Source organism: Citrobacter sp. GW821-FHT07H02 (genome assembly GCF_059418505.1).
Genome location: NZ_JBWKPZ010000023.1, coordinates 46,629 through 72,439, shown reverse-complemented (window position 1 = coordinate 72,439; position 25,811 = coordinate 46,629). Strand labels below are relative to the sequence as shown.

Genomic DNA, 25,811 nt, shown 5'->3' with positions numbered 1-25,811 from the left:
GATTGTCATCAGGGGTTATCAGGCGCTGGTGACGTCATACTCCATACGGCGCAGTGCATCTAATGTGGCTTTGGCTTCCTCTTCGTCGATGATACTCATCGCAAATCCCACATGCACCAGTACCCACTGCCCGACCAGCTCAGCAGTATCGCCTTCACATATCAGCGCAATGTTGACATCACGCTTGATGCCGCACACTTCAACCTGCGCAAGCTGGTGAATATCTTCACCGACGGCCAGCACCTGACCCGGAACTCCAATACACATAGTTAACCACCTGGAATGTACAACGGGTTATTCAACTTCAATACTTTTTACTTTCAACGTATCGCCAGTTTCAACACGCAGACGATCGCCATGACAAAGCGGACACTGAGCATCATGCTGTGAGATTTCAACCGCCTGGCTACAATCCCAACACCAGGCCTGAGCCGGTTTGTAGTCGATGTGAAGCTCACATCCCTGCGCAACCGTACCCTGGCAAACGATATCGAAACTGAAACGCACAGCGCTCTCTTCAACGCAAGAGAGCGCCCCGATCTCCAGCCACACGCCGGTGACCCGCTTTACATCATGTTGTTCTGCCTGCTGCACGATGATCTCAACGGCGCTCTGGCACAGAGACAACTCATGCATTTTCGCAGTTCCTACGGCCCAGCAGCAGCGCACGACGATTTAGCTGTGGCGCGTCAGGATTGCTAACCGGCAGCGACAGCAGCATCCGCGCACAGTCATCCGCCAGGCGGACCCCTTCTTCAGCCGACATGCTGTGATTAAGCGGCGACATCAGCGAACAGGAGAGATACTGTGAAACGCCATCCAGTTCGCCAACGGTAAAGGTCATTGTGCCGTAGGGCAGACGAAGCCCCAGTTTTTCACTGACTTTACGCTGCGGCCAGAGTTGTTCCGGCCCAGGGAAAATCAGCGCACTCAACATCCACGGGGTGATAACACACCCCGTCCATTGACCTTCAAATAGCGTAAAATCAGAGACGTACACCGGCATATTCGGATGCAGAAAAGCGAGATCGTGCATCGAACGCTGCGCAATCTCTTCAAACGCGGTCTGAATCTGCGCCTTCGGGGGAGTCTGGAACCCTAAAAACTCCTCAGACATGCGCCGCCTCCCGTGGGATAGCTTCAACACCTGATTCGCGCAGCGCGGCAAGAACCTGCTCTAAAGCAGGTTCAATCATCGCTTCCACTGTCGGCGTTAAGCCAATATGCGGTTCCAGCGATTCCGGGATAACCCCCACCAGGGTCAGTTTCTTCGGAAATTCGTCGGTGAAGCGAAGGGCCGACAAAACGTCGGCCAGCCCAAGCTGATGCGGGGAGATCTTGTTGGTAAACAGTGCCGGAATCTCTTCATCCCGCAGGATCATCATGGTTCCCGGTGTGTTTTTTCTCGACACAATGGCGTCAGCAATGATCAGGTGATCTCTGTTCGCCATATCGCCGAGAAGCTCCATTCCCGCCGTGCCGCCATCGAGGATCTCAACGAAATCCGGCAGCACATATCGCTGTTCTAACGCTTCAACGATACGTACTCCGATGGCTTCATCGGTCAGCAAAATATTGCCGACCCCTAAGACTAATATCCGCATTACAGAACCTTAACTGAGACGACTTCGTTCCCGTCAACGTCCACCACATGCACAGCACATGACATACAAGGGTCGAAGGAGTGAATGGTACGCACCACTTCCAGCGGTTTGTTCGGATCGGCGATCGGCGTCCCTACCAGAGAGCGCTCATACGGTCCCACTTCGTCATTAAAGTTACGTGGGCCAGAGTTCCAGGTTGACGGTACAACCGCCTGGTAGTTGCTGATAATGCCGTCTTTAATCACCATCCAGTGAGAAAGCATACCGCGTGGCGCTTCCAGGAAGCCGACACCTTTGAATTCGCCAGTTGCCGGAATATTCGGTTTCACGAAGGTCGTGTGGTCGCCTTTGCCGATGTTCACGATCAGCGCGTTATACTGATCCTGCAGGACATGCTGCAGTTCACAGCAGTGAACAGTACGACCAATAATGCGGCCCAGCGTCGAATGCAGCTGCGCCACTTCGATCGTTTTACCGGTCAGCTTGGTGTAAATCGCAATGATTTCATTCAGCTTGGCATGAGTAGACTCACGTTTCGCCGCCAGTTTACACAGCATGTTGGCCAGCGGGCCCACTTCGACAGTTTTACCGTAGAAGGTTGGCGCTTTAACCCAGGAGTATTTGCCGTCATCTGACCAACCGGTGTAATCCGGAACCGTTGTGCCTTCCCACGGTGCCTGCGGCGATTCGTCTTTGTACCACGCGTGCTTCGCACTTTCCTGAATCCCTTTGATCAGGTATTCGTCGGAGTGAGAGGTGATCGGACGATAGGTAGACAGGTTCGCATCCGTGATGTAACCACCAGGGAACAGGAAGCTTCCGTTTTTACCGTCAGTCGGGAATTCCGGCGCGCTCAGGTAGTTCACCGCACCCTGGCCGCGTTCCAGCCACTCAGGATAGAACGCCGCAATAACCGCGGTATCCACCTTGTAAACCTGCTCAACAAAGTCGCTCAGTTTATCGATGAAGGACTTAATGTACATCAGGCGTTCAAGGTTCAGCACGCCCAGACCGTCCAGATTGATAGGGTTCGCTACCCCACCGACCGCCAGGTTCTGAATGTGCGGTGTTTTACCGCCCAGCAGTGCCACGACGCGGTTTGCATCACGCTGGCATTCCAGCGCCTGCAGGTAGTGCGCCACCGCAATCAGGTTCACTTCCGGCGGCAGTTGCATCGCCGGGTGACCCCAGCAACCGTTAGCAAAAATGCCTAACTGGCCGCTGGCAACCAGATCTTTAATCTTGTTCTGAACCTTGGTGAACTCTTCCGCGCTGTTCAGGTGCCAGGTCGACACGCCGTTCAGCATCGCCGAGGCTTTCGCCGGATCGGCTTTCAGTGCGGAGGTGATGTCCACCCAGTCCAGCGCAGACAGCTGATAGAAGTGCACGATATGGTCATGCGTGGTGTGCGCTGCCAGAATGATGTTACGGATGTACTGTGCGTTCACGGGAACATCAATATTCAACGCGCTTTCTGCTGCACGCACGGAAGAGATAGCGTGAGTCGTGGTACAAACACCACAAATACGCTGCACAATCATCCACGCATCGCGCGGATCGCGGTTTTTCACGATCTCTTCCATGCCGCGCCACATGGTGCCGGATGCCCATGCTTTTGATACCACGCCATTTTCGATTTCGCAGTCGATGCGTAAATGCCCCTCAATACGGGTTACCGGATCAATAGTAATTCTCTGGCTCATGCTTTGCTCGCCTCATGACGATTTTGATCGTTTTGCTTTAAAGGAGGAAGTATCGGCAGTAGACGAATGAGTACGATATATGCGCAAATCTCAATAGCCACAAAACCAATAGAAATCAACAGTTCTTCCCAGGTCGGGAAGTAGTGGTAGCCGCCGCCTGGATTGAATGCCACCAGCGAGTAGGACAGACGCCATGTTGCACAACCTAACAACGCGCTCAGCGCGGACAGGTACAACATACGTGAGTCGTTACGCAGTTTCGCGATGCGCAGTACCACCAGCGGGAAGACCATCAGAACAACCTCAAGCCAGAACATGGCTGAGTAGAAGTCGCCTGCAAACGCATACGACAGTTTGTCCCGATAGATAAGTTCACCAAAGCGCAGAACCACGAAGATCGCCAGCAGGACGCTGATCGTGTTCGTTAGCTTAATGAACAAACTTTTCTCGTCCGGACCGTTCCCTTTCAGACCGCTTTGTACCAGCGAACCTTCAAAAATCACGATCGAGAAGCCCATGATAAAGGCGGTCAATACCGAGAACAGCGGCAACATTTCATAGGCTTGCCATAGCGGATGGACCTTATTACCCGCAGAAATCATCAATGAACCCATTGAAGACTGGTGCATGGTCGGCAGCAGCGCGCCGAGGGCAATGATAAAGAACATCACTTTGTTCAGACGCTTGAGGGACACTTTCCACCCCAGACGTTCAAACAAGGCTGGGGCAAATTCCAGCGCCATGATGCCGATATAGATGGTCATACAGACCGCCGTTTCGAACAGTACCGAGTTCACATTAAAGTGGCCCGGAATGTAGAAGTACGGCAGGTTCCAGTAGCGGCCTACGTCGATAGTGATCGACAGACCACCGAGGGAATAACCGAACAGGCTCGCCAGCAATGCAGGACGTACCAGCGGGTGATATTCCCCTTTATTAAAGACATACACCGCCCACGCCAGCGCCCAGCCGCCACAGGCGAAACCGGTGCCGATCAACAGGTCAAACGCGATCCACACGCCCCACGGGAAACCGCCGTTCAGATCGGAGACAGACCCCAATCCGAATACCAGACGTTTCACGATGAGGATCATGCAGAGGATGATAAGCGGCCCAAAAATAATGACCGGTTTACTGACTATTTTTCCGCCCAGCGGTTTAGGATCATGACTCATGATCGTCTCCTCCGTCGTGATGGTCGTTTTTGGTGTTACGACGAACCAGCACGGTTAAGCCCGCCAGCACGGCCAGTGGTAGCATCATGCCTTTATACAGGGTGTGTTGAACATGTTCGGAACGTGCGCCTGTTGAAAGATCGGCCAGCTGCGGAAGGTCCAGATTCTCATAAGGAACCCCCGTCAACACCAGCACCTGTGTACCACCGCCCTCTTTTTCACCGTACAGATGCGGGTAGTACTTCGGTACCGTCTGCAGATAGGTATCGTCCGATTTCAACGTTTGGCGCGGATAGTGGTAGTCGCTGCCTGGTTTCAGTGCCAGACGTTTTTTCGCTTCCGCCATCAGCTCTTCACGTGTACCAAAAATGACTGCCCCGGCCGGACAAACTTCGACGCAGCCTGGCAAACCGCCTTTATCAAGACGCTCAACACCTTTCTGGTTACACAGTTCACATTTATGCAGTGCACCAAACGGGTTGTTGTAGTCGTATTTCGGCACGTTGTAAGGACAGGCAACCATGCAGTAACGACAACCGGTACACACATCTTTGTCGTAATGGACGATGCCGGTTTTGGGATCTTTTTTGAGTGCAGATACCGGACAAACAGAGACGCAGTTGGGATCGACGCAGTGCATACATTGTTTTTTAATGTACGCGTAGCCGTTCTCTTCCTGGTCCTTGTTGACGCCATCACCACTACGCCACACCTGAATAACGTTATTGGTGTATGGAGACAGTTTGTCGTTATTGGACCAGGTCTGTTCCCCTTCAGGGTTACGCGCCGGGAAGTTGATATCCTGACACTTGGTTACGCAGGCCTGACAGCCTACGCACAGCGTCGAGTCATACAACATCCCCAGCGATCCTGGGATCGGCGGGCGATTTTCGGCAGCTGCATAGCTGACAGACGGCGCGGCGCCTAACAGCAATGCCCCGCTGGAGGCTGCTTTAATAAAGTTACGTCTGTTCACGGTTATTCTCCCCGTGAGTCAGCGTCATCTTTCTTTTGCTGACGCCCCAGTTCACGTACCGCCATCACGCTGACACCGGCAACCAGCCCAGCAACACCGCCAAGCAACCCGATAGCGCCAGCAGAAACGTTGCCGCCCTCTTTCATGTTCACGTCAGGTTTTTCTGAGCGCGGAGTTTGATTTTCCACATGAGCGAGCTGGTGGATACCTTTGTTGAAACCAATGCCTTCTTCGTTACAGCCGTAGCAAGGGTGTCCAATCGCGACCGGCCACACACCGCCGACATCACAGAACTGCAGTGTGGAGCAGTTACCGTAGGTTTCTGGCCCTTTACAGCCCAGATGGTAGAGGCACCAGCCTTCACGGTGGCCTTCATCACCAAACTCTTTCGCAAAACGACCGGCATCAAAGTGCGGGCGGCGTTCGCAATGTTCGTGAATCAAGCGACCATAGGCAAAGGTAGGACGATTTTTCGCATCCAGTTTCGGTGGTTTGCCATACGTAATGATGTGCGCAACTGTCGCAAGGAAGTTGTGCGGGTTAGGCGGACAGCCTGGGATATTGATGATGGTTTTGCCTGGCAGTACTTCCTGCAAACCGACGGCACCCGTTGGGTTCACGCCCGCAGCAGCCACGCCGCCCCATGCAGCACAGGAGCCGATAGCGATAATCGCCGCCGCGCCTTCAGCCGCTCTGCGGATATGATCCACAATAGGCTCACCGGCAACCATGCAGTAAATACCGTTATCTTTTAATGGGATAGAACCATCGACAACCAACACATACTGCCCTTTGTATTTCTCCAGAGCATTGTGTTTGTTCTCCTCGACCTGATGGCCGAAGGCGGCGGAAAGAACCTCATGATATTCAAGAGAGATGGTCTCCAGAACAAGGTTTTCTACCGTTGGGTGAGTTGCTCGCAGCAGGGATTCAGTACAACCCGTACATTCCTGAGCGCCAATCCAGATAACCGGTGGACGCTGAGGACGGGTAACCGACTCGGCCATTTCTGCGGCGGCTTTGCTACTGAGCCCCATCGTAGCGGCTAGTGCTGCACAAAGCTTCATGAAATCACGACGGTTAACGCCGTGAGAATTGGTGAGAGTATTATCTCCAGTCATTATATTGTTATTCCGTTGCAAAGACCTGGCTCTATTTTGCACCCATCGCAAAAACCATACTGCGATCGGTGCGCCATTTACCACACTTTCTTTATGGTTATGTATATTATGATACTGCGACGGGACAATAAAACGAAGGTGTAAGACAATAGTGTAATTAATTAAACCAAGAGAATACCCCTTTTGGATCAAGCTTCGAGTCGATAACCGGCCATGAAAAATCGAATTGTAGTATTCGACTGATTCTCTCTAAAGAAGTCCATCACCATCTCTTTATCCAGTCCATAACGGCGAGTAAGAATTCCCGCCTCCCAGGCGCTAAGTTGGCGATCGCCTGTTTTTTCAAACATTCGATGCGAAAAACCTAATACGAAACCACGTTTATAATCGGCACAAAAATTCGCCACATTACATGCGCTGTCAGCGTGTGATGCGTTTAACCCAGCCATCAAACCTTTGCCAAAATGATTTTTCATACCGCCTCCAATCGCTATATAATAAATTATATAGCGATTTTTTAAACAAAGGCCAGCGGTATTACGTACTTTTTACCCTGATTAAAAGGCAACCCACTCATCGGTTAAACCAGAAGCAGAAGCCCCGGTTTGGGCTGGGCCGGAGGTGTTTTTTCCCGGCTGAGTCTGCGGTTCGCTATGAGAGAGGCGGAACCGCTGTACTGAGTGCTGCAACTCCTCAGTTTGACGTTCCAGCGCTGACGCGGCCGCTGAGATCTGCTCCACGAGCGCGGCGTTTTGTTGGGTCACGCTGTCCATCTGGGTGATCGCCACCCCCACCTGAGAGATGCCTTTGCTCTGCTCCTCGGAGGCCGATGCAATTTGCTTCATGATGGTAGTAACTTCCGTGACGCCCCGCAGAATGGCCTCCATGGTCGAGCCGGTATCTTTCACCAGCTGCGCTCCCTGCCCGACACGATGCGCTGATTCAGCAATCAACGTTTCGATCTCTTTCGCGGCGCCCGCACTGCGGCTGGCCAGATTGCGCACTTCGCCTGCGACAACCGCAAATCCGCGACCTTGCTCGCCCGCTCTGGCGGCTTCAACGGCGGCATTCAGCGCCAGGATATTGGTCTGGAAGGCGATGCTGTTGATAACGGTAGTGATTTCGGCAATCTGCTTTGAACTTGCAGAAATACCGTCCATGGTATCAACCACTTCCGACACCAGCGCGCCGCCTTTTTCGGCGGTGGCTGATGCAATATCTGCAAGTTGGCTGGCCTGGCGCGCGTTATCTGCATTCAGTTTTACCGTTGCGGTAAGTTGTTCCATGCTGGCAGCCGTCTCTTCCAGTGCGGCAGCCTGTTCCTCTGTGCGGGAAGAGAGATCGTTGTTTCCGCTTGAGATCTCCGTCGCGCCGCGCCAGATATTGTCACTGCCTGAGCGAATCGTGCTCACCGCTTCACGCAGACTGTCCTGCATTGCACGGAGCAAAGGCATCAGTTGCCCCACACAGTTACGCCCCAGATCTTCAATCGGCTGGCTGAGATCGCCCTGCGCAATCTGGCGAAACTGCTGACGGATACGCGCCAGCGGCTTCATCAGCAGCACCACAAGATAACGGTCAGTAAAGAGGAGGATTGCGATACCCAGAATCGCGGCGGTGATGATCATCGTGCGGATAACCGATGTTTGACCATCCACCATGACACGGGTGTGATCCAGTTGGGTCCCGGCTTCGTGGTTAAAACGCTCTACACTGGCACCAAACGCACGACTTAAGGCGGGCGTCACGGTCGTTGCCTGCTCGCGCCATGCCGCCTGAGAACCCTGCGTTGCCAGTTGCATTTGCGGCATAATCCCCTTGTCCAGCAAGGCTTGCCAACTCGCCAGCACCGCTGCAGCCACCTCCGGGTTCATTGGACCCGGCGACAACGTTTTCATCTCCTGGAGTTTTTTACGCATATTATCAAGCGATTGCTGTGCAGGCGCGAAGTCCGGGATGCCGCCGCCGATTTTCACGTCCATTGCGCGACTCAGACGGGTAACGAAGCGAAAATACTGATCGTTGCCCTGGCTGAGTACCGTCATCTGACGTACCAGATGTCGGTCAACTTCGTTCCCTTGCGTGACGTTAGATAAGGCATGGATACTAAATACACCGACGCCCGACCAGAGCAGACAAAAAAGGCCCAATATTGTCAGCATGACAACACGAATAGAGAGATTTCGCAGTAAGTACATAAGTATTCCCTTGCCGTAAATGAGGATTCGCCATTAGGCGTGACTTATCTTCGTTATCGGCAAAATGTGAAGAAGATATACTTACTTTTCATTTTTTATGCGATAAGACCCCCCTCAATCACAATATTGAATAAATGCTAACGGAATGGGAAACTATTATTATTCAATGTCCGGTCTTAATACTTATAAGCAGCCTCATACCTTTCAGCGTAAATACTTTTCGAACCAGGCCAATGTACGCTGCCAGGCAAGATCGGCGGCGGATTTGTCATAGCGCGGTGTCGAATCATTGTGAAAACCGTGATTTACCCCAGGGTAAATATACGCTTCGAAGACGTTATTATTTGCTTTAAGCGCCGTTTCATAGGCGGGCCAACCCTCGTTAATCCGCGTATCCAGAGCGGCATAGTGTAATAACAAAGGCGCGTTGATTTTGGGGACATCTGACGCCGGAACCTGGCGGCCATAAAAAGGAACCGCGCAGGCCAACTCCGGATACGCTACCGCCGCCGCATTAGATACCCCGCCGCCATAGCAAAAGCCGGTGATACCGACCTTACCCGTCGCCGCCGGATGGCGCTGCATAAACTCAATGGCGGCAAAAAAATCATTCATTAATTTTGTGGGGTCAACCTGTTGCTGCAGTTCCCGGCCTTTATCATCGTTACCAGGGTAACCGCCCACAGAACTCAGGCCATCTGGCGCCAGTGCAATGTAACCGGCCTTCGCCACTCGCCGCGCCACATCTTCAATATAAGGATTCAGCCCTCGATTCTCATGAACCACCACCACAGCGGGCGTTTTACCTTCAGCCTTTGCGGGCCTGACCAGATACCCGCGAACGTCGCCATGCCCGTTCGGTGACGGATAGGTAATGTATTCCGGCACAATATCCGGGTCGGTAAATTCCACCTGCATTGCCAGTGCATAATTCGGTTTCAGCAGGTTAAACAGCGCAAGCGCCGTCACGCCACCCACAGCGTACTTCGCGGCGAGGTTGAGAAACTCACGTTTGGATATCTTTCCATGCGCATAGTAGTCGTAGTAATCGAGCAGTTCTTGCGGAAAATCTTTGGCAGTTAGTCTCGGCATACCCTCACTCCGGCACAGATGTTTTTTTAAGCAAAGCATAGCAGCGTATTTTTGCCCAATATTTCATCTCAATGTGACCTGGCGAACGGGACAGATCTGACGCAGTCGCTAGAATAGAAACGTTGTTTTGAAATCCAACAGCTCTAAGGAGATTGCATGACCTGGTTAGCTAACCCTGAACGTTATAAGCAAATGCTTTATCGCTATTGCGGGAGAAGTGGTTTGCGTTTGCCTGCGCTGTCACTGGGCTTGTGGCACAGTTTCGGTCACGTTCACGCGCTGGATTCACAGCAAGCCCTGCTGCGGAAAGCATTTGATTTAGGTATCACCCATTTTGATCTGGCCAATAACTATGGACCGCCTCCGGGCAGTGCAGAGGAGAATTTTGGCCGCCTGTTACGCCGCGATTTTGCGAACCATCGCGATGAACTGCTAATCTCCACCAAAGCCGGATACGATATGTGGCCGGGTCCTTATGGCGCTGGCGGTTCACGTAAATACCTGCTGGCGAGCCTCGATCAGAGCCTGCAACGTATGGGGCTGGATTACGTCGATATCTTCTATTCGCACCGGGTCGATGAAAATACGCCGATGGAAGAGACGGCTTCTGCGCTGGCTCAGGCGGTACAAAGCGGGAAAGCGCTTTATGTCGGCATCTCCTCATACTCCCCCGAACGTACTCAGCAGATGGCCGATCTGCTGCGCGAATGGAAGATCCCGCTGCTGATCCATCAACCCTCCTACAACCTGTTAAACCGTTGGGTTGATAAAAGTGGTCTGCTGAATACGCTGGAGGCTAACGGGACAGGTTGCATCGCCTTTACCCCGCTCGCCCAGGGATTGCTCACGGGAAAATACCTGAACGGAATCCCGGAAGGTTCCCGCATGCAGCGTGAAGGGAAAAAGGCCCGTGGCCTGACGGAGAACATGCTCACCGAAGAGAATATTGCCAGCCTGCGTTTGCTCAACGAGATGGCGCAACAGCGCGGACAGTCGATGGCGCAAATGGCATTAAGCTGGCTGCTGAAGGATCCCCGGGTCACATCCGTACTGATTGGAGCCAGTCGCCCTGAACAACTGGAAGAGAACGTTCAGGCGCTGAATAACCTGACGTTCACCCCTGAAGAACTCACGCAGATTGATAAGCATGTCGCGGATGGCAAACTGAATCTGTGGCAAGCATCATCAGATAAGTAAAGACATTGCGCCGGGCGGCCCTTTTGCCTTACCCGGCCAGTGAGTAAAAAACCGCTTCCGACCATTCTTACAGCAGCAGATTCACAGCGCTCAAACGTCATCTGGTTTTACGAGCGGGCGCTGATATTCTGGCCACACCAGCGCGACCAGGGAAGGATAAGCCTCCAGGCTGAACTCCCGAAAACATTGTCGCAAATTGAGTACATCAAGATCAGAATGCGATACCTTTTCTCCATTCAGACAACGTTTTTTAATATTGTCATAGTATTTGTACACCGCAGAATTAAGATCGCTACAACGTCTTTGCGCATCAAACAAACCTGGCGTTCCATTCAATTCAGCCACCGTCATCCGTTTTATCGTGGCGTGAAGAAAATCGATATATTCATGATTAACTCGCCAGTACCATACCGGCGTAATAGTGTTCATGAGCGATGAAAAATGATCTTCACCTTCTTCTTTCGTCATCGGTTCCTGCTGATGGGTTGCGCTTGCTCCCGCTTCAGAATAATTTTTATTAAGTCCTCGCATCAGGACAAGAACACCAAAGGTAAGCAATAGCAGGGTAATAACAGAATAAAAAATACTGTTCATTTTTTGGCTCCATTTTTTTTGATTTTAAAATTACACCATGCTATTGTCAACGAAACCCGCCTTATAAACACACTCGTTATACTATTGACAGGAAAGGATATTACAGCATGCTTCCCGAGCATCTTGTTCCGTCTCGTTTTCATTTATCACCTTCCCCCACTGAACCCGGCACCGCAGAAAAGAGTGAAAATTTAGCTCAGGGAAAGAAATCACTCAGCGATTATGAATCAGATATTTTAATTAGCGCCACCGCAACTGGCCAAGCCAGGAATATGCTACTTGAAGAACGCGACCGCCATTTAAAAGATCGATTATATCGAGTTGCCAAAATTGAAACGTTTGCCCGCCTTATAAATGCACTGCAGGCCGAAGGTGATATTGATGCGCAAACCGTCAGCAAAATACTGGCAGAAACAACCGCACGGATAAACGACGATGGTAATAAAATTTGGCTTAATTTAATTACCGGGGAGAAAAACACCCCTATCTTTTATTCTCTGGAAGATGCGTAAAATGAAAGACGTTGAGGATAATAATGTTTATTTAGCTTTAGATAGCGATAAAAGTGATGAATTTATCTTAAAGCAAAATCTTGACGCGTTAATTGCCAATAAAAATGCCATCCTTGAAAACGTCGCGCAAGAGATGGTGTCAATTCCCGCCGCGCTGGTGCGGTTAAAATGGCAAAACCGCCGTGAAATCTATGCCCTTCAGGTAAAGGAAGAGATCTACGGCGCGATCATTAACACCCTCACGCAGCAACGCCCGGAGCTACATGACAAAATCATGGCTCGCCTGGAAAGCAGCTGGCAGCACTTGCTGACGCGGGAAACAGCCACATTACGTCTGACCCGTAAACTTTCCGATGGCAATTACCGGACAGCCAATATCACGACGGTAGCACTGGATGAGAATCGACAATAAACGCGAAGAGTGAAAGTGTGGAAGAGGTTTTCAAGGACAACGGTGAGTAGGGTTGTGCCGGGCGACGATGCCTGCCCGGCCAATGAGCCGCAGAAAGCAGGCCGGACAGGCCCAGGCACCGTCCGGCAAAACGATTACTTCGCTTTTGCGACCTCTTCGCCAACCAAACCAATTTTCAGGTAACCCGCCTGATGCAGCGAGTCCATTACCTTCATCATGGTTTCGTAATCAACCGTTTTGTCCGCGCGGAAGAAGATCGTGGTGTCTTTCTTTCCTTCGGTCAACGTATTAAGCGCGTTGATCATGGTTTCATCCGTGACCTGATCGTTGCCGATGAACATGGAGTTATCGGCCTTCACAGACAGGTAAATCGGTTTTTCCGGACGAGGTTGCGGCACACTGGAGGAGGCAGGCAAATTCACCTTCACATCCACCGTCGCCAGGGGCGCAGCCACCATAAAGATGATCAGCAGAACCAGCATAACGTCGATAAACGGCGTCACGTTGATTTCATGCATTTCACCGTTATCGTCCAGGTTTTCGTTAAGACGCATTGCCATGAAACATTATCCTACACGTAATTTCTGCGCGGCACGTACCGGCTGAGCGGAGACACTCGCGTTCAAATCCAGATCACGGCTTTGCAGCAACAACACCTGTGCCGCCACGTCGCCCAGCATCGCTTTATAGCTACCAATCTGGCGAGCAAAGACGTTGTAGATAACCACCGCAGGAATAGCCGCAACCAAGCCAATCGCCGTCGCCAATAGCGCTTCTGCGATACCCGGCGCCACGACGGCAAGGTTAGTGGTTTGCGTTTGCGCGATACCGATGAAGCTGTTCATGATGCCCCATACCGTACCGAACAGACCCACAAAAGGAGAGATCGCACCGATAGTCGCCAGATAGCCGTTACCCCGTCCCATATGACGACCCACGGCTGCGACGCGGCGTTCCAGACGGAACCCTGTACGCTCTTTAATACCTTCGTTATCTTCACTGCCTTCTGACAGTTCCAGTTCGTTTTGCGCTTCGTTAATCAACATAGCGCTATAACTTTTTTCGTCAAATTCAGAAGCGATATCGCTTGCCTGATCCAAAGAACGGGCTTCAGCCAGCTGCTCCTGCTCACGCTTGAGTCGGCGCTTCTGCGTGAAATGCTCAACGCTTTTGCTGAAGAAGATAGCCCAGGTGACCACTGACGCCAGAATCAGACCAATCATCACGCACTTAACCACAATGTCGGCGTGCTGATACATACCCCAGACGGAAAGATCCGTCTGCATCAAATTATTACCCACTCTGTATCTCCAGGACGCAAATCACAAAATCTGAGCGCAATAATATCAAAACGACGTCGAATTGATAGTCGTTCTCATTACTATTTACATATTGCCGCACCTTTGGTTTCTTTTCCTTGCGCTTACGCAGTAAAAAAGTCACGAGAGGTTATTTTGATAAAATTTTCTGCTTTATCGAGATTCCTCTGGATGCGTGGTGCAGCATTCATGTTAGTTTAGACATCCAGACGTATAAAAAAACAGGTCGTGCGACATGGCAAAAAAACACCTTGATACCCAATTTGTGAATGCAGGGCGCAGTAAAAAGTACACCCTGGGATCGGTAAACAGCGTGATTCAACGCGCTTCTTCACTGGTGTTCGAAACCGTTGAAGCGAAAAAACACGCCACCCACAACCGCGCCAACGGCGAGCTTTTCTATGGCCGTCGCGGAACGTTGACCCATTTCTCTCTCCAGGAAGCAATGTGCGAACTGGAGGGCGGCGTCGGATGCGCCTTGTTCCCCTGTGGCGCGGCGGCCGTCGCCAACACCATTTTGGCTTTCGTCGAACAGGGCGATCACGTGCTGATGACCAACACAGCCTACGAGCCAAGCCAGGATTTCTGCACCAAAATTCTCGCCAAACTCGGCGTGACCACCGGCTGGTTCGACCCCATGATCGGCGCCGATATCATAAAACACATTCAGCCCAACACCCGAATCGTTTTCCTGGAATCCCCGGGCTCCATCACAATGGAAGTCCATGACATCCCAGCGATTGTTGAAGCCGTCAGACGAGTTGCGCCTGATGCGATTATCATGATTGATAACACCTGGGCCGCCGGGGTGCTATTTAAAGCGCTGGATTTTGGAATCGATATCTCTATTCAGGCAGGGACAAAATATCTGATTGGACACTCTGACGCGATGGTCGGCACGGCGGTTTCCAACGCCCGCTGCTGGGAGCAACTGCGTGAGAATGCCTATCTGATGGGACAAATGCTGGATGCCGACACGGCGTACATGACCAGCCGTGGTTTACGTACATTGGGCGTGCGCCTGCGTCAGCATCATGAAAGCAGCCTGAAAGTGGCTGAATGGCTGGCAAACCACCCGCAAGTCACGCGCGTCAACCATCCTGCGCTCCCCGGCAGTAAAGGCCATGAATTCTGGAAGCGCGATTTTACCGGCAGCAGCGGTTTGTTTTCATTTGTTCTGAATAAAAAGCTTAATAATGACGAGATGTCAGCCTACCTCGACAACTTCAGCCTGTTCAGCATGGCCTACTCATGGGGTGGTTTTGAATCCTTGATTCTGGCGAATCAACCTGAGCACATTGCCGCTATTCGCCCGGAAGGCGTGGTGGATTTCAGCGGAACACTTATTCGCTTACATATTGGTTTAGAAAATGTTGACGATCTTATTGAGGATTTAGCCGCAGGATTTGCCCGGATCGTGTAAAGTTGCCGCCAATGGACATAATTGCAGACACTTCCAGCAGAAAAGTCTGTGTTTGTTGCGTCCGGGATCAAAGCGTCCCGGGCAATTCGAGAGTACAATAGGCACTTAAACGCGGTTCCACAGGAAAGTCCATGGCTGTCATTCAAGATATAATCGCTGCGCTCTGGCAACACGATTTTGCTGCGCTGGCGGATCCACATGTTGTTAGCGTTGTCTACTTTGTGATGTTTACCACGCTGTTTTTAGAAAACGGCCTGCTGCCTGCATCCTTTTTACCCGGAGACAGCCTGCTGATACTGGCAGGAGCGCTGATTGCACAAGGAGTGATGGACTTTGTACCCACCGTGGCTATTTTAACCGCGGCGGCCAGTCTGGGCTGTTGGCTCAGCTATATTCAGGGTCGCTGGCTGGGAAATACCCAAACGGTGAAAGGCTGGCTGGCACAGTTACCGTCCAAATACCATCAACGCGCAACCTGTATGTTTGACCGACACGGCCTTCTGGCCCTGCTGGTTGGGCGTTTTTTGGCGTTTGTCCGCACGCTGTTGCCCACAATGGCGGGAATTTCCGGACTCTCTAACCGCAGATTCCAGTTTTTTAACTGGTTGAGCGGTCTTCTGTGGGTTGGCGTGGTGACCAGCTTCGGCTATGCGCTCAGCATGATCCCGTTCGTCAAACGTCATGAAGATCAGGTGATGACGTTTTTAATGATCCTGCCGATTGCCTTGCTGACCGCAGGTCTGCTCGGCACGGTGATCGTTGTCATCAAGAAAAAGTACTGCAGCGCCTGAGTCCCTCCTCTTTCCCGGCCTTACCAGCCGGGAATCGGTTAACTCCCCTGGAGAGTCCGAATTCGCGCCGCATCCTCACCCGGCGTAACGCCAAAATAACGTTTAAATTCCCGACTGAACTGCGACGCGCTCTCATAGCCTACCCGCATTGCAGCAGCGCTCGCTTTCATCCCATCATGAACGATCATCATACGCGCCTTGTGCAGTCGGTAGCTTTTCAGGTATTGCAGCGGCGACGTGCTGGTGACCGATTTAAAATTATGATGGAACGCGGAGACGCTCATATTGGCCTCTGCCGCCAGTTGCTCAACGTTAAGGTTTTCAGTGTACTTATTTTCAATGCGCTTAAGCACACGGCTAATCAGGCTAAAGTGTGTCTGGCGACTCACCAGCGCCAGCAGCGCTCCGCCGCGCGGTCCGGTCAACACGTGGTAAAGCATTTCACGGATAATCTGTTTACCCAGAATACGCGCATCCAGTGGCCGTTCCATCACATCTAACAGTCTCTCGGCGGCGCAGAGGATCTCATCTGACAGCGTGGCGGAGTTAATCCCGCTCGCCGCCATCGACGGCTGGAAGCGATCGTCCTCACCAATATCCATCAGCAACTCCTGCAGTTGCAGGATATCCACATTCAGACGAATACCGGCCAGCGGGCGTTCTGGCGTCGCATAAGTTTCACATTCAAAGGGTAAAGGTACTGTTAGCAGCAGATATTCATTGGCGTCGTAGCGAAATACGCGCTCATTGATATAACCGATTTTATGTCCGGAGAAGAGGAATATGATGCCAGGCTCATACATCACAGGCGTACGCAGGCCAGGTTCAGAGCCATACAGCAAGCGAATATCAGGAAGCAATTCACTAAGCTTCTTCTCATTGTTTTTCAGCTGCTTAATTTTATCTGTCAGCAGAAGACAGGTCTCTTCTCGGTTCATAGCGCGCCACTTTGCCATTGGTTTACAACCTCTACATAGTGCGCACTTTTATCCGTTTTCTCCAGCCTTCTGGAGAAATGGGCAAGACATTGGCAGAAATGAGCATTGAGAGGAACGCCGCCGAAGACCACAATGTTCACCATCAGGCAGCCATCCACCTGCCCTCTTTTCTACCCACATAAGGGAACGAACAATGAACAATTTTAATCTGCATACCCCAACCCGTATTCTGTTCGGTAAAGGCGCTATCACCGATCTGCGCCAGCAAATTCCGCAGGGCGCCCGCGTGTTAGTCACCTACGGTGGGGGTAGCGTGAAAAAGACCGGCGTTCTGGCTCAGGTGCATGATGCCCTCAGCGGTCTTGATGTGCTGGAGTTTGGCGGGATTGAGCCAAACCCGTCTTATGAAACGCTGATGAATGCCGTCAAAATGGTGCGTGATGAGAAGGTGACTTTCCTGCTGGCTGTAGGGGGAGGCTCCGTCCTGGACGGTACCAAATTTATCGCTGCCGCCGCTCACTACACCGATGGCGTCGATCCGTGGAAAATTCTGGAAACCCGCGGCAACGACGTGAAAAGCGCAGTCCCGATGGGTTCCGTTCTGACGCTGCCCGCGACCGGTTCTGAATCTAACTCTGGTGCGGTTATCTCGCGCAAAACCACCGGCGATAAGCTGGCGTTTATGACACCGTTTGTACAGCCGGTCTTCGCCGTACTGGATCCGGTTTACACCTACACGCTGCCGCCGCGTCAGGTTGCCAACGGCGTCGTCGATGCGTTTGTACACACGGTAGAACAGTATGTTACCTACCCGGTCGACGGAAAAATCCAGGATCGTTTCGCTGAAGGCATTCTGCTGACACTGGTTGAAGATGGCCCGAAAGCGCTGCAGGAGCCTGAAAACTATGATGTCCGCGCCAACGTGATGTGGGCGGCGACGCAGGCGTTGAACGGTCTGATTGGCGCAGGTGTTCCCCAGGACTGGGCAACCCATATGCTGGGTCATGAACTCACCGCCATGCACGGCCTCGATCATGCCCAAACGCTGGCTATTGTTCTGCCAGCGCTGTGGAATGAAAAACGCGACACCAAACGAGCCAAACTGCTGCAATACGCCGAGCGCGTCTGGAACATTACGGAAGGTTCTGATGACCAGCGTATTGATGCCGCTATCGCCGCCACCCGCAGTTTCTTTGAGCAATTAGGGGTGCCTACCCGTCTCTCGGATTATGGTCTGGACGGCAGCTCTATCCCGGCGTTGCTGGCAAAACTCGAAGCGCACGGTGGCACAAATCTCGGTGAACATCAGGATATTACGCTGGACGTCAGCCGCCGTATTTATGAGGCGGCGCGCTAAGGTTTTTTCGCTTCAGACTTTCGTTTTTGGGCATTTCGTCCAGACTTAAGTCACACAACCTCACCGGGGCGATGCTCCGGTGAGCTCATATGAAGGAGGAACGCATGGCTACACCAACCATTATCAAGCTTCAGGATGGCAATGTAATGCCGCAACTGGGCCTGGGTGTCTGGAAGGCGAGCAATGAGGAAGTGATCTCCGCCATTCATAAAGCGCTGGAAGTGGGGTACCGCTCAATTGACACTGCTGCCGCGTATCAGAATGAAGAAGGGGTCGGCAAGGCGTTAAAAAATGCGGGCATTGCCCGGGAAGAGCTGTTCATCACCACCAAGTTGTGGAATGACGATCAAAAACGTCCTTATGAAGCACTGCAGGAAAGCCTGGACAAGCTACAGCTCGACTACGTGGATCTCTACCTGATGCATTGGCCTGTCCCTGCTATTAACCATTATGTTGAAGCATGGAAAGGGATGATCGACCTGCAAAAGCAGGGGTTGGTGAAAAGCATTGGCGTATGTAACTTTCAGGTCAATCACCTCCAGCGTTTGATCGACGAAACGGGTCTGGCGCCGGTTATCAACCAGATCGAACTACACCCTTTGATGCAGCAGCGCCAACTGCATTCCTGGAATGCCACCCACAAGATCCAGACAGAATCCTGGAGTCCGCTGGCGCAGGGCGGCGAGGGGGTATTTGATCGCCCCATTATTCGCGACCTGGCAGACAAATATGGCAAATCTCCGGCGCAAATTGTGATTCGCTGGCATCTGGACAGCGGTCTGGTGGTGATCCCGAAATCCGTCACGCCTTCACGTATTGCGGAAAACTTCAACGTCTGGGACTTCCGTCTCGATAAAGATGAATTGAGCGAAATTGCCAAACTCGATCAAGGAAAACGTCTGGGGCCAGACCCGGATCAGTTCGGCGGTTAACGCGTTCACGTTACTTTTTTAAGCCCGATTTCCTGTCGGGCTTTTTTCATTTTGACATACACCGAAACAATATCCGCCTGATTCTCTGTATATTTCCTGCCAACTCAGGTGCAGCATTATATTAGTTAACCATTTGGTTACTCATGGAAATTATATTCACCCATAACTGATAACAATATTTTATAGGTGGCTTATTGTGAAGGAAAACAAAACCCAGGGCGTCAAATGGCTCCCACTCATTATCATTATGTTGATCACCGTCGGACTGTGGCAACTCCCTCCTCCCACCGGATTAACAGCACCTGCATGGCACTCGGCCATTATCTTTGTAGCCACTATCGCCTCTATTGTTGCAAAAGTACTGCCCATTGGCGCAGTGGGCCTCATTGGCATTACCGTTTTTGCGCTCGTCTATGCTGCCGGGGATAAAACCGCCAGTGGCGCAATCACCACGGCACTGAGTGAACTGAACAGTTCACTGATCTGGCTGATTGTCGTGGCGTTTATGATCGCCCGGGGATTTATCAAAACCGGCCTGGGTCGGCGTATTGCCTTGCAGATGATCCGCCTACTGGGCAAACGTACGCTGGGGCTCGCCTACGGCCTGGCCTGCGCCGATCTGATCCTCTCTCCGGCGATGCCAAGTAACACCGCTCGCTGCGGCGGCGTGATTTACCCTATTGCCGACTCACTGGCGCGCAGCTTTGATTCACGACCCGATGATGAGTCTCGCAGTAAAATCGGCACCTTTCTGATCACCTGTATCGGGAACGTGAATGACGTTACCGCCGCGCTCTTCATGACGGGCTACACCGGTAACCTGTTAGCGGTGAAACTGGCGGCAAACGCAGGCGTCACCTTAACATGGGGAAGCTGGTTTATGGCGGCGCTGCTGCCCTGCCTGGTCTCACTGCTGATCGTCCCCCTCCTCGTCTACTGGTTGACCCGACCGGAAATCAAACATACTCCCGATGCTCCCAATATCGCACGCAAAGAGCTGGCGGAAATGGGAAGCATGACGCGAGGTGAATGGTTGATGCTGGCAACCGTCGGCGTCCTGCTGGTGCTGTGGATTTTTGGTGATGCGCTGGGGGTGGATGCGACAACAGCCTCGTTTGTCGGTCTCTCTATTCTGCTACTGAGCGGCGTACTCAGTTGGGAAGACGTCAAAAGCGAGAAAGGCGCATGGGATACGCTGATCTGGTTTGCGGCATTGTTAATGATGGCAAACCAGTTGAAGAAATTAGGTTTCACCACCTGGTTTGGCAATCTGATTGGCGACAGTATCGGCAGCACGATGCAGGGTACCAGTTGGGTGATCGTTCTGCTTATCCTGAATGCCGCCTATTTCTATACCCATTACTTCTTCGCCAGCGGTAACGCTCAGATCGCCGCACTCTATGCCGTATTCCTGGGGGTTGGCCTGCACCTGAATATCCCGGCAGCGCCGATGGCGTTGATGCTGGCGTTTACCAGCAGCCTGTATTGTTCACTCACCCAGTACACCCACGCACGCGGTCCGATCCTGTTTGGCGCAGGATATGTTCCAACAGGTGTGTGGTGGCGAACGGGATTTGTCATCAGCTTGTTTAATCAGGCGGTCTTTTTGACCGTGGGTCTGGCATGGTGGAAAGTGCTGGGTCTGTACTAAGACTATGATGCTGGCCGGAGGGTGGTGCAAGCCCCTTTCCGGCCGACTGTTCGTAGCGTTAAACGAAAGCCCGGTCAGCGTTAGCGCTGCCGGGCAATAAGGTTTAGCGCCCTGCCGTAGGTTTAGCGCGTTTTTTCGCCCCTTCAGACGGTTTGCGCGACGGCGTTGACGGCGCTTTCTTCGCGCTCGCCGGTGTCTGACGCTGATGCGCCACTGGCGTGTGCTTGGTCAATGCCGGACGCGTATTACGGTTCTGACGACGCGCTTCGCGCATCTCTTCCAGCGTCGGTGACGGAACCAGGCACTCACGGCGACCGCCGATCAGATGCTTTTTACCCATCTCTTCCAGCGCCTGACGGATTAATGGCCAGTTAGCCGGATCGTGGTAACGCAGCAGCGCTTTATGCAGACGACGCTGTTTGTCCCCTTTCGGCACCACCACATCTTCACTCTTATAACCAATTTTACCCAGCGGGTTTTTCCCGGTGTAATACATGGTGGTCGAGTTCGCCAGCGGCGACGGATAGAAGTTCTGCACCTGATCAAGACGGAAACGACGCTGTTTCAGCCACAGTGCCAGATTCACCATATCCTCGTCTCGCGTACCGGGGTGCGCAGAGATGAAGTAAGGGATCAGATACTGCTCTTTACCCGCCTGTTTCGAATAGGTATCAAACAGCTCTTTGAAACGGTCATAGCTGCCCATACCCGGCTTCATCATCTTCGACAATGGGCCTTCTTCGGTATGTTCCGGCGCAATCTTCAGGTAGCCGCCGACGTGATGGGTCGCCAGCTCTTTGATGTAACGCGGGTCTTCAACGGCGATGTCATAACGTACCCCGGAGGCGATCAGGATCTTCTTGATGCCCTTCAGATCGCGGGCGCGGCGATAAAGATTAATCGTCGGCTCATGATTGGTGTCCATATGCGGGCAAATATCCGGATAAACGCACGACAGGCGGCGACAGGTTTGCTCCGCGCGCGGTGACTTACAGCGCAACATATACATGTTCGCCGTGGGGCCGCCGAGGTCAGAAATGATGCCCGTAAAGCCAGGAACGGTGTCGCGAATCGCTTCGATCTCATTGATGATCGAATCTTCCGAGCGGCTCTGAATAATGCGCCCTTCGTGTTCCGTGATCGAACAGAAGGAGCAGCCGCCAAAGCAGCCGCGCATGATGTTGATCGAAAAACGGATCATCTCATAAGCCGGAATACGGCTGTCGCCATACGCCGGGTGCGGCACGCGCTTATACGGCAGAGCAAAAACGCTGTCCATCTCTTCAGTCGAGAGCGGAATGGCCGGCGGGTTGATCCAGATGTAGCGATCGCCATGTTTTTGCATCAGCGCACGCGCGCAGCCAGGGTTGGTTTCATGGTGCAAAATACGCGAAGCATGCGCATACAAAACTTTGTCGCCCTTCACCTTCTCAAAGGATGGCAGCAGCACGTAGGTTTTCTCCCACGGCTTCGGACGCGGCGGCTGAACAGTGACTGCTTTTGCTTCCTGCTTTTTCGGCGCTACCGGCTTGTTATCGGCGCACGGCAAGTCTTCGCCATACGGATGCGGGATGGGATCGATTTTCCCCGGTGTGTCCAGACGTGTGGAATCCACGCCGCTCCAGCCCGGCAGAGCTTCTTTCACCATAATCGCGGTGTTACGCACATCGCGGATCTGGTCGATGGTTTCTCCCATCGCCAGACGGTGCGCAACTTCCACCAGCGGGCGTTCGCCGTTGCCGAACATCAGCATGTCGGCTTTAGAATCCACCAGCACCGAGCGGCGCACGGTATCCGACCAGTAGTCGTAGTGCGCGGTGCGACGCAGACTGGCTTCAATGCCGCCGAGGATCACGGGCACATCTTTCCAGGCTTCTCTACAGCGCTGGGTGTAGACCAGCGTGGCGCGATCCGGGCGTTTGCCCGACACGTTATCCGGGGTATAGGCATCATCATGACGCAGTCGGCGATCGGCGGTGTAGCGGTTGATCATCGAGTCCATGTTGCCAGCGGTAACGCCGAAAAACAGGTTCGGTTTGCCCAAACGCATAAAGTCGTCTTTGCTGTTCCAGTCCGGCTGAGCAATGATGCCGACACGAAATCCTTGCGATTCCAGCATACGGCCACAAATCGCCATACCAAAACTCGGATGATCGACATACGCATCACCGGTAACCAAAATAATGTCGCAGCTATCCCAGCCAAGTTGGTCCATTTCGTCGCGCGACATCGGCAAAAAAGGTGCGGGACCAAAACAGGCTGCCCAGTACTGAGGCCAGGAGAAAAGGTCTCTGTCTGGCTGGATCAGGGATATTGCGCTCATAACACTTCCAAAAATGGTAAAAAAATAATCAAAGGCCGGCGATTATAAGCCGGAACGAATGAGAAATCGAAAGGTATTCTTATCTCGCCCTCGCGGGCGAGAAGAGGATTACGGCGCCGGGTTCACCAGTAACTGCCCGATAGAGCCACGGTCCGCCATTTCCAGAGTCTGGCTGTTAAAGTAGAACGGGAAATGCGCCCAGGACGGTTGTCCATAATAGACCAACAGTTCCACCTGACCATCCACCCAAACGGTGTCTTTCCAGCCCCGGTCTTCCGGGAAAGGCATTGCACCGTTCACATTGCGAATCAGGAAGGTCACACCCTCAATGTGGAACGACTGTGGCAGATCGGCGCGTACAATCCAGCGCTCCCAGGAGCCCTGCTGAGCGGTGATATCAATGCGGTTTACATCCCACAACTGCCCATTAATACCCGGATCTTCGCCAAGGCTGATATCCCGACTGCGAATCGGCGCGCCGCTCATGATTTCCGTTGGCAACAGGCGCATCGGCAGATTGTCTGTCACCAGCGGCAGAAGCCCCGTTGGGCGCAACGTCAGCACCAGCGTCGACACCAGAATACTGGAAGGCTCAAAGAACCCGCGGATCCTGTCGACAATGCTTGCCGCTTCACCACAGGTGATCGACACCTCATCACCGTTGGTCATATCGACCAGGATCTCACGACGCTCGCCCGGCGCCAGCGACAACTGTTTAACTGACACGGGGGCAGGCAAAAAGCCCTGGTCACCCGAAATCACATGCAGTGCGCGACCGTCGCTCATCTGCAAAAGATAGCGACGTGAGTTGGAAGCATTCAGCAAACGCAATCGCACCCAGCCGCGAGACACTTCCACATACGGGCTTTGTACGCCGTTAACCAGCAAGGTATCGCCGACAAAACCGCCGCTTCCCGGTTCGCTGTACTCTGGCGCGCCAAAATTATCCAGCCGTTTGTCCTGGATGATGACAGGGAAATCATCCACACCATAGTGGTTAGGGATCGGCAGCGACTTGCTAACTTCATCTTCTACCAGCCAGATCCCGGCCAGGCCGTTGTAAACCTGCTGCGCGGTTCGGTTCGGCGTATTAGCGTGATACCACAAGGTGGCGGCGCTCTGGCGAATCGGCAACACCGGCGCCCAGTCAGCATTCGGCGACATCATGCGCGCCGGGCCGCCCATCAGCGGCCCAGGCACCTGAAGACCCGCGATGGTCATCGAGACGTTTTCCGCCAGGCGGTTACTGTAGATAAGCTTGACGTCATCCCCTTTCCAGACGCGGATCGTCGGTCCCAAATAGCGGCCATTAACGCCCCAGACCGGTGCGCGAGTCCCTTGCGTAAAGGACCAGTGCGCGCGCTGCAATGTCATAAATAATGGCTGTCCACGACGGGACTCTAACAGTGGCGGAACAGGTAACGGTTGCTGCTGTCCGGCAGCATGTGCTCGCAGCGGAACAGCACCAGCACACAGTGCGATCCCTGAGGCCTGAATGAACTGACGCCGACTGAGTGACATATAAGCTCCATGTAAAACTGGCTAAAATAATGCGCAGGAAATCGTATTCCGCAAATCTCTCACTAACCGACTTAAACCTTGCCGGCCGCTTCCCGTTCTGCGACTTCTTTGTCGAGTTCTGCGATTTTTTGTTCCATCAGTGTACGGCAATGTGCCGCGAGTTCCCGAACCTGATCTTTACCAAAGGCGCTGATATCAATCGGCGGCAACATCTCAACAATCACCAGACCGTTATTCAGTCGGTTAAGGTTAATCTTATTTGAGGTATTGGATACGCACACGGGAATAACGGGTACGCCTGCGGCAATCGCGGCATGAAACGCCCCCGTCTTAAACGGTAGCAGACCACGCCCACGGCTGCGCGTGCCTTCCGGGAACATCCAGACGGAAATATGGCGTTTCTTAATATGGCGTACCACCTGCGCAATAGTACTGTGCGCTTTGGCCCGGTTATCTCTGTCGATCAATAAGTTGCCGGTCAACCAATATAACAGCCCGAAAAACGGTATCCACAACAGGCTTTTTTTACCCACGGTAACGGTAGGCGGTTGAACAATATTCGCAGCCGTCACCATGTCGTAATTATTCTGATGGTTAGCGATATAAATAGCATTGCCGTGGTTTTCAACACCGGCAGGCAAACGACATTCCACCTTCAAGCCATACAAAGGGGCCAGGCGACCAAACATACGACCAAAGGTCGAGACGTGCTTAGGATTTCGTGGACTGAAGAGACAGTAGATACACCCAAAAATACAGACCAGAATGCAGTAAATAACAGTAATAAAGAGACGAAAAATATATAGCATAACAACCTCTGAAGCCCCAAGAGCCTACCTATTGTACGTCACCTGCTATCAGGTTAGAGCTTTGTTAAGAGCGGCTCTCTGGAAAAGCGTATTGTTAATCGCAACGCACGAATAAACAACGGTTTCACGGGAATTTTTAACGTTTATTCTCCCTCCATGAAAG

At 52.6% G+C, this 25,811-nt stretch carries 26 protein-coding genes; 8 read left to right on the top strand and 18 right to left on the bottom strand.

What is annotated here, in order from left to right; all coding sequences use genetic code 11:
- Positions 1-18: 18 nt before the first annotated feature.
- The 11 genes from hybG to yghX all read right to left on the bottom strand — a co-directional run bounded on the left by hybG (position 19) and on the right by yghX (position 9,869).
- Complete coding sequence (hybG, locus tag AC07NP_RS19350; protein WP_192613473.1) at positions 19-267, bottom strand: hydrogenase maturation factor HybG; 249 nt, start codon at positions 265-267, stop codon at positions 19-21.
- 27 nt (positions 268-294) lie between these two features.
- Positions 295-636 carry a hydrogenase maturation nickel metallochaperone HypA gene (hypA, locus tag AC07NP_RS19345; protein ID WP_192613474.1) on the bottom strand — a complete coding sequence of 114 codons (342 nt, stop codon included), beginning with the start codon at positions 634-636 and terminating at the stop codon, positions 295-297.
- Complete coding sequence (hybE, locus tag AC07NP_RS19340) at positions 629-1,117, bottom strand: hydrogenase-2 assembly chaperone (protein ID WP_494661442.1); 489 nt, start codon at positions 1,115-1,117, stop codon at positions 629-631. Before hybE ends, hypA begins: the two co-directional genes overlap by 8 nt.
- Positions 1,110-1,604: a HyaD/HybD family hydrogenase maturation endopeptidase gene (locus tag AC07NP_RS19335; protein WP_203359992.1), complete on the bottom strand. Its 495-nt coding sequence runs from the start codon at positions 1,602-1,604 to the stop codon at positions 1,110-1,112. Before AC07NP_RS19335 ends, hybE begins: the two co-directional genes overlap by 8 nt.
- Positions 1,604-3,307: a hydrogenase 2 large subunit gene (hybC, locus tag AC07NP_RS19330; protein WP_494661441.1), complete on the bottom strand. Its 1,704-nt coding sequence runs from the start codon at positions 3,305-3,307 to the stop codon at positions 1,604-1,606. Before hybC ends, AC07NP_RS19335 begins: the two co-directional genes overlap by 1 nt.
- On the bottom strand, positions 3,304-4,482 hold the full coding sequence (gene hybB, locus AC07NP_RS19325) for a Ni/Fe-hydrogenase cytochrome b subunit (protein WP_203359990.1): 1,179 nt from the start codon (positions 4,480-4,482) through the stop codon (positions 3,304-3,306). The genes hybC and hybB overlap by 4 nt, the downstream gene beginning before the upstream one ends.
- Positions 4,472-5,458 (bottom strand): hydrogenase 2 operon protein HybA, encoded by a 987-nt coding sequence (hybA, locus tag AC07NP_RS19320; protein ID WP_276293914.1) that lies wholly within the window; start codon positions 5,456-5,458, stop codon positions 4,472-4,474. The genes hybB and hybA overlap by 11 nt, the downstream gene beginning before the upstream one ends.
- 2 nt (positions 5,459-5,460) lie before the next feature.
- The gene (hybO, locus tag AC07NP_RS19315; RefSeq protein ID WP_203359988.1) at positions 5,461-6,579 is read right to left on the bottom strand and encodes a hydrogenase 2 small subunit; all 1,119 of its coding nucleotides are present in this window, start codon (positions 6,577-6,579) and stop codon (positions 5,461-5,463) included.
- A gap of 188 nt (positions 6,580-6,767) precedes the next feature.
- Positions 6,768-7,055: a DUF2623 family protein gene (locus tag AC07NP_RS19310; protein ID WP_203359987.1), complete on the bottom strand. Its 288-nt coding sequence runs from the start codon at positions 7,053-7,055 to the stop codon at positions 6,768-6,770.
- An 81-nt stretch (positions 7,056-7,136) separates the two neighbouring features.
- Positions 7,137-8,777 (bottom strand): methyl-accepting chemotaxis protein, encoded by a 1,641-nt coding sequence (locus AC07NP_RS19305; RefSeq protein ID WP_494661440.1) that lies wholly within the window; start codon positions 8,775-8,777, stop codon positions 7,137-7,139.
- Positions 8,778-8,981: 204 nt separating this feature from the next.
- The gene (gene yghX / locus AC07NP_RS19300; RefSeq protein ID WP_494661439.1) at positions 8,982-9,869 is read right to left on the bottom strand and encodes a YghX family hydrolase; all 888 of its coding nucleotides are present in this window, start codon (positions 9,867-9,869) and stop codon (positions 8,982-8,984) included.
- Between the two features lie 156 nt (positions 9,870-10,025).
- Between yghX and AC07NP_RS19295 the strand changes: the two genes are divergently transcribed.
- Entirely contained in the window at positions 10,026-11,066 is a 1,041-nt protein-coding gene (locus tag AC07NP_RS19295) for an aldo/keto reductase (protein ID WP_494661438.1), read from the top strand.
- A 90-nt stretch (positions 11,067-11,156) separates the two neighbouring features.
- Here the strand turns inward: AC07NP_RS19295 and AC07NP_RS19290 are convergent, their stop codons facing one another.
- Positions 11,157-11,660 carry an ESA_00282 family adhesion-associated protein gene (locus tag AC07NP_RS19290; RefSeq protein ID WP_494661437.1) on the bottom strand — a complete coding sequence of 168 codons (504 nt, stop codon included), beginning with the start codon at positions 11,658-11,660 and terminating at the stop codon, positions 11,157-11,159.
- 107 nt (positions 11,661-11,767) lie between these two features.
- On the opposite strand from AC07NP_RS19290, the gene AC07NP_RS19285 reads away from it, so the two are divergent.
- On the top strand, positions 11,768-12,172 hold the full coding sequence (locus tag AC07NP_RS19285) for a hypothetical protein (RefSeq protein WP_494661436.1): 405 nt from the start codon (positions 11,768-11,770) through the stop codon (positions 12,170-12,172).
- A gap of 1 nt (position 12,173) precedes the next feature.
- Positions 12,174-12,584 carry a cytoplasmic protein gene (locus AC07NP_RS19280; RefSeq protein WP_203359981.1) on the top strand — a complete coding sequence of 137 codons (411 nt, stop codon included), beginning with the start codon at positions 12,174-12,176 and terminating at the stop codon, positions 12,582-12,584.
- Between the two features lie 134 nt (positions 12,585-12,718).
- Here the strand turns inward: AC07NP_RS19280 and exbD are convergent, their stop codons facing one another.
- Complete coding sequence (exbD, locus tag AC07NP_RS19275) at positions 12,719-13,144, bottom strand: TonB system transport protein ExbD (protein ID WP_162379505.1); 426 nt, start codon at positions 13,142-13,144, stop codon at positions 12,719-12,721.
- Positions 13,145-13,150: 6 nt separating this feature from the next.
- Entirely contained in the window at positions 13,151-13,885 is a 735-nt protein-coding gene (gene exbB, locus AC07NP_RS19270) for a tol-pal system-associated acyl-CoA thioesterase (protein WP_494661435.1), read from the bottom strand.
- A gap of 253 nt (positions 13,886-14,138) precedes the next feature.
- Between exbB and metC the strand changes: the two genes are divergently transcribed.
- Positions 14,139-15,326: a cystathionine beta-lyase gene (gene metC / locus AC07NP_RS19265; protein ID WP_494661434.1), complete on the top strand. Its 1,188-nt coding sequence runs from the start codon at positions 14,139-14,141 to the stop codon at positions 15,324-15,326.
- A 131-nt stretch (positions 15,327-15,457) separates the two neighbouring features.
- Positions 15,458-16,117 carry a DedA family general envelope maintenance protein YghB gene (yghB, locus tag AC07NP_RS19260; protein WP_203359978.1) on the top strand — a complete coding sequence of 220 codons (660 nt, stop codon included), beginning with the start codon at positions 15,458-15,460 and terminating at the stop codon, positions 16,115-16,117.
- A 38-nt stretch (positions 16,118-16,155) separates the two neighbouring features.
- On the opposite strand, the gene AC07NP_RS19255 is transcribed toward yghB, so the two are convergent.
- On the bottom strand, positions 16,156-17,055 hold the full coding sequence (locus AC07NP_RS19255; RefSeq protein ID WP_494661450.1) for an AraC family transcriptional regulator: 900 nt from the start codon (positions 17,053-17,055) through the stop codon (positions 16,156-16,158).
- A gap of 193 nt (positions 17,056-17,248) precedes the next feature.
- Here AC07NP_RS19255 and yqhD point away from each other — a divergent pair, with 193 nt between their 5' ends.
- From yqhD to AC07NP_RS19240, 3 genes are all read left to right on the top strand, one after another.
- Positions 17,249-18,412, top strand: a complete 1,164-nt coding sequence (gene yqhD / locus AC07NP_RS19250) for an alcohol dehydrogenase (RefSeq protein ID WP_494661433.1) — start codon at positions 17,249-17,251, stop codon at positions 18,410-18,412.
- Positions 18,413-18,516: 104 nt separating this feature from the next.
- Positions 18,517-19,344 (top strand): 2,5-didehydrogluconate reductase DkgA, encoded by an 828-nt coding sequence (gene dkgA, locus AC07NP_RS19245; RefSeq protein ID WP_203359976.1) that lies wholly within the window; start codon positions 18,517-18,519, stop codon positions 19,342-19,344.
- 196 nt (positions 19,345-19,540) lie between these two features.
- Positions 19,541-20,995 (top strand): DASS family sodium-coupled anion symporter, encoded by a 1,455-nt coding sequence (locus AC07NP_RS19240; RefSeq protein ID WP_203359975.1) that lies wholly within the window; start codon positions 19,541-19,543, stop codon positions 20,993-20,995.
- A 103-nt stretch (positions 20,996-21,098) separates the two neighbouring features.
- Here AC07NP_RS19240 and AC07NP_RS19235 read toward each other — a convergent pair whose 3' ends face one another.
- The 3 genes from AC07NP_RS19235 to plsC all read right to left on the bottom strand — a co-directional run bounded on the left by AC07NP_RS19235 (position 21,099) and on the right by plsC (position 25,648).
- Positions 21,099-23,318: a YgiQ family radical SAM protein gene (locus AC07NP_RS19235; protein ID WP_494661432.1), complete on the bottom strand. Its 2,220-nt coding sequence runs from the start codon at positions 23,316-23,318 to the stop codon at positions 21,099-21,101.
- A 108-nt stretch (positions 23,319-23,426) separates the two neighbouring features.
- The gene (gene ftsP / locus AC07NP_RS19230; protein ID WP_494661431.1) at positions 23,427-24,839 is read right to left on the bottom strand and encodes a cell division protein FtsP; all 1,413 of its coding nucleotides are present in this window, start codon (positions 24,837-24,839) and stop codon (positions 23,427-23,429) included.
- Between the two features lie 71 nt (positions 24,840-24,910).
- On the bottom strand, positions 24,911-25,648 hold the full coding sequence (plsC, locus tag AC07NP_RS19225; protein WP_494661430.1) for a 1-acylglycerol-3-phosphate O-acyltransferase: 738 nt from the start codon (positions 25,646-25,648) through the stop codon (positions 24,911-24,913).
- Positions 25,649-25,811: the final 163 nt, after the last annotated feature.

Excerpts from the sequence above, each read along its gene's own strand:
- yghX (WP_494661439.1), bottom strand. The coding sequence starts at position 9,869 with ATGCCGAGACTAACTGCCAAAGATTTTCCGCAAGAACTGCTCGATTAC.
- hybB (WP_203359990.1), bottom strand. The coding sequence starts at position 4,482 with ATGAGTCATGATCCTAAACCGCTGGGCGGAAAAATAGTCAGTAAACCG.
- AC07NP_RS19235 (WP_494661432.1), bottom strand. The coding sequence starts at position 23,318 with ATGAGCGCAATATCCCTGATCCAGCCAGACAGAGACCTTTTCTCCTGG.
- yqhD (WP_494661433.1), top strand. The coding sequence starts at position 17,249 with ATGAACAATTTTAATCTGCATACCCCAACCCGTATTCTGTTCGGTAAA.
- yghB (WP_203359978.1), top strand. The coding sequence starts at position 15,458 with ATGGCTGTCATTCAAGATATAATCGCTGCGCTCTGGCAACACGATTTT.
- plsC (WP_494661430.1), bottom strand. The coding sequence starts at position 25,648 with ATGCTATATATTTTTCGTCTCTTTATTACTGTTATTTACTGCATTCTG.
- AC07NP_RS19285 (WP_494661436.1), top strand. The coding sequence starts at position 11,768 with ATGCTTCCCGAGCATCTTGTTCCGTCTCGTTTTCATTTATCACCTTCC.
- AC07NP_RS19255 (WP_494661450.1), bottom strand. The coding sequence starts at position 17,055 with ATGAACCGAGAAGAGACCTGTCTTCTGCTGACAGATAAAATTAAGCAG.
- AC07NP_RS19335 (WP_203359992.1), bottom strand. The coding sequence starts at position 1,604 with ATGCGGATATTAGTCTTAGGGGTCGGCAATATTTTGCTGACCGATGAA.
- dkgA (WP_203359976.1), top strand. The coding sequence starts at position 18,517 with ATGGCTACACCAACCATTATCAAGCTTCAGGATGGCAATGTAATGCCG.
- exbD (WP_162379505.1), bottom strand. The coding sequence starts at position 13,144 with ATGGCAATGCGTCTTAACGAAAACCTGGACGATAACGGTGAAATGCAT.
- AC07NP_RS19295 (WP_494661438.1), top strand. The coding sequence starts at position 10,026 with ATGACCTGGTTAGCTAACCCTGAACGTTATAAGCAAATGCTTTATCGC.
- hypA (WP_192613474.1), bottom strand. The coding sequence starts at position 636 with ATGCATGAGTTGTCTCTGTGCCAGAGCGCCGTTGAGATCATCGTGCAG.
- hybG (WP_192613473.1), bottom strand. The coding sequence starts at position 267 with ATGTGTATTGGAGTTCCGGGTCAGGTGCTGGCCGTCGGTGAAGATATT.
- hybE (WP_494661442.1), bottom strand. The coding sequence starts at position 1,117 with ATGTCTGAGGAGTTTTTAGGGTTCCAGACTCCCCCGAAGGCGCAGATT.
- AC07NP_RS19290 (WP_494661437.1), bottom strand. The coding sequence starts at position 11,660 with ATGAACAGTATTTTTTATTCTGTTATTACCCTGCTATTGCTTACCTTT.
- ftsP (WP_494661431.1), bottom strand. The coding sequence starts at position 24,839 with ATGTCACTCAGTCGGCGTCAGTTCATTCAGGCCTCAGGGATCGCACTG.
- hybO (WP_203359988.1), bottom strand. The coding sequence starts at position 6,579 with ATGACTGGAGATAATACTCTCACCAATTCTCACGGCGTTAACCGTCGT.
- metC (WP_494661434.1), top strand. The coding sequence starts at position 14,139 with ATGGCAAAAAAACACCTTGATACCCAATTTGTGAATGCAGGGCGCAGT.
- AC07NP_RS19305 (WP_494661440.1), bottom strand. The coding sequence starts at position 8,777 with ATGTACTTACTGCGAAATCTCTCTATTCGTGTTGTCATGCTGACAATA.
- AC07NP_RS19310 (WP_203359987.1), bottom strand. The coding sequence starts at position 7,055 with ATGAAAAATCATTTTGGCAAAGGTTTGATGGCTGGGTTAAACGCATCA.
- hybC (WP_494661441.1), bottom strand. The coding sequence starts at position 3,307 with ATGAGCCAGAGAATTACTATTGATCCGGTAACCCGTATTGAGGGGCAT.
- AC07NP_RS19280 (WP_203359981.1), top strand. The coding sequence starts at position 12,174 with ATGAAAGACGTTGAGGATAATAATGTTTATTTAGCTTTAGATAGCGAT.